The organism is Microvirga tunisiensis (assembly GCF_009296175.1).
In the GTDB taxonomy this organism is placed as follows: Bacteria; Pseudomonadota; Alphaproteobacteria; order Rhizobiales; family Beijerinckiaceae; genus Microvirga; species Microvirga tunisiensis.
The window spans coordinates 1-1,910 of record NZ_VOSK01000653.1 but is presented as its reverse complement, the minus strand read 5'-3'; the positions used below and the strand labels follow the sequence as shown (position 1 = coordinate 1,910).

The window sequence follows — 1,910 nt, the reverse complement described above, 5'->3', positions numbered from 1 at the left end:
GTTTCCTGGGTGCGCCGTTGATGCTGTGTCGGCCGTCCAGGACGCGATGGCCCGATCACGGAGGCGCCGATGCCAAGGCGCAAGATAATACCCCCGATGCTCAAGGTCCGGGTGAGCCATGAGGTCAGCCGGCTTGACAAGCAATGCATGGCCGACGCCTTCGAGCGCCTGCTGCCAATGGTCGAACGCCAACTCCATCGCCGGCCGCAGGAACGCGGCTCACCACACGAGATCACATCCAGAGCGGCCGACAATCCCGGGAGGACATGGGCATGACAGCGTTAAACGGTGCTATCTACGCGCGCGTCTCATCCGAGCAGCAGACCAGCGACAACACCATTGCCAGCCAGATTGAGGCCCTTGAGACCCGCCTGGCGCAGGACGGCCTCACCCTCACGCCCGATGAGCGCTTCACCGACGAGGGCTACAGCGGCGCTACCCTGGTGCGGCCCGCCCTCGAGCGCTTGCGCGATGCGGTGGCGGCTGGCAGCATCGATCGTCTTTACGTGCATTCTCCCGACCGGCTCGCCCGGCGCTATGCCTATCAGGTGCTGTTGATTGAAGAGATCCGTCGCGCCGGGGTTGAGATCGTCTTTCTCAATCGGCCGATCGGTCTCTCCCCGGAGGACGATCTTTTGCTGCAGGTTCAGGGCATGGTGGCCGAGTATGAGCGGGCCAAGATCCTGGAGCGCAGCCGACGCGGCAAACGCCACGCCGCGCACAAGGGCACGGTCAGCGTGCTCTCCGGCGCCCCCTACGGCTACCGCTACATCGGCAAGCGCGATGGTGGGGGCGTGGCCCGTTACGAGATCCTGGAGGACGAGGCTCAGATCGTGCGGCGGGTCTTCCACTGGATCGGCCGCGAGCGCGTCAGCATCGGCGAGGCCTGCCGGCGTCTCCAGCAGGAGGGCTGTCTGACGCGCAGCGGCAAGACGGCCTGGGATCGGAGCACCGTGTGGGGGATCCTCAGGAACCCCGCCTATAGCGGCACGGCGGCCTTCGGCAAGACACGGATCGGACCTAGGCCGGCCCGGTTGCGCCCGGTGCGGGGCGGCCGTGAGCAGCCCCGCCGAGCCCATGGGGTTTACGCTGTGGCCCCAAGCGAGTGGATTGGCGTGCCGGTCCCGCCCTTGGTCGATGAGGCGTTGTTCGAGGCGGTCCGCGAGCAGCTTGAGCAGAACCGGCGCCGCAATCGGCAGCACGCCCGCGGTCAGCGCTATCTTCTGCAAGGGCTCCTCGTGTGCCAGCACTGCGGCTACGCCTATTACGGCAAGGCCATCAGCCTGAGTTCGGCCAAGGGCAAGCGGCGCGACTACGCCTACTATCGCTGCTGCGGCAGCGACGCCTACCGTTTTGGTGGGGAGCACCTATGCTCGAACCCGCAGGTGCGCACGGATCGACTGGATGAAGCGGTGTGGCGTGAGGTCGAGCGAGTCTTGCAGGATCCGAGCTTGATCGCCGCGGAACACGAGCGGCGCGTGGTTCAGGCCCGAGACCCGGGAGCGGCCGACCTGGCTGGCATCGAGACACAACTCGCCAAGCTGCGCCGCGGCATGGGGCGGCTGATCGATGGCTACGCCGAGGGCTTGATCGACAAGGCGGACTTCGAGCCTCGGGTCACCGGACTCCGCCAGCGGATCAAGGGATGGGAAGAGCAGGCTGAGGCCTTGCGTGACGAAGCGGCTCAACGTGTAGCACTGTCGCTGCTTGTGAGCCGGCTTGAAGACTTTGCCGCACAGGTTCGTGACCAACTGTCGGCTGTTGATTGGTCTGTTCAGCGAGATCTGATCCGCCTTCTGGTCAAGCGCGTTGAGATTGATCGCGGCGACATCACGGTGGTGTTCCGTGTCGCTCCGCCGCCCGATCCGAGCTATGGTGGTTCAGACAGCGGCAGTTTGCACCATTGTAGG

Annotated in this window: 2 protein-coding genes; one reads left to right on the top strand and one right to left on the bottom strand. The window is 65.6% G+C overall.

Annotated elements, in window-relative coordinates; genetic code table 11:
• A partial coding sequence (locus FS320_RS47395) for a hypothetical protein (RefSeq protein ID WP_210252256.1) occupies positions 1-192 on the bottom strand: 192 nt, incomplete at its 3' end.
• 80 nt (positions 193-272) lie between these two features.
• On the opposite strand from FS320_RS47395, the gene FS320_RS42480 reads away from it, so the two are divergent.
• Positions 273-1,910, top strand: a 1,638-nt coding sequence (locus FS320_RS42480; RefSeq protein WP_152718532.1) for a recombinase family protein, incomplete at its 3' end; no start/stop codon positions are given.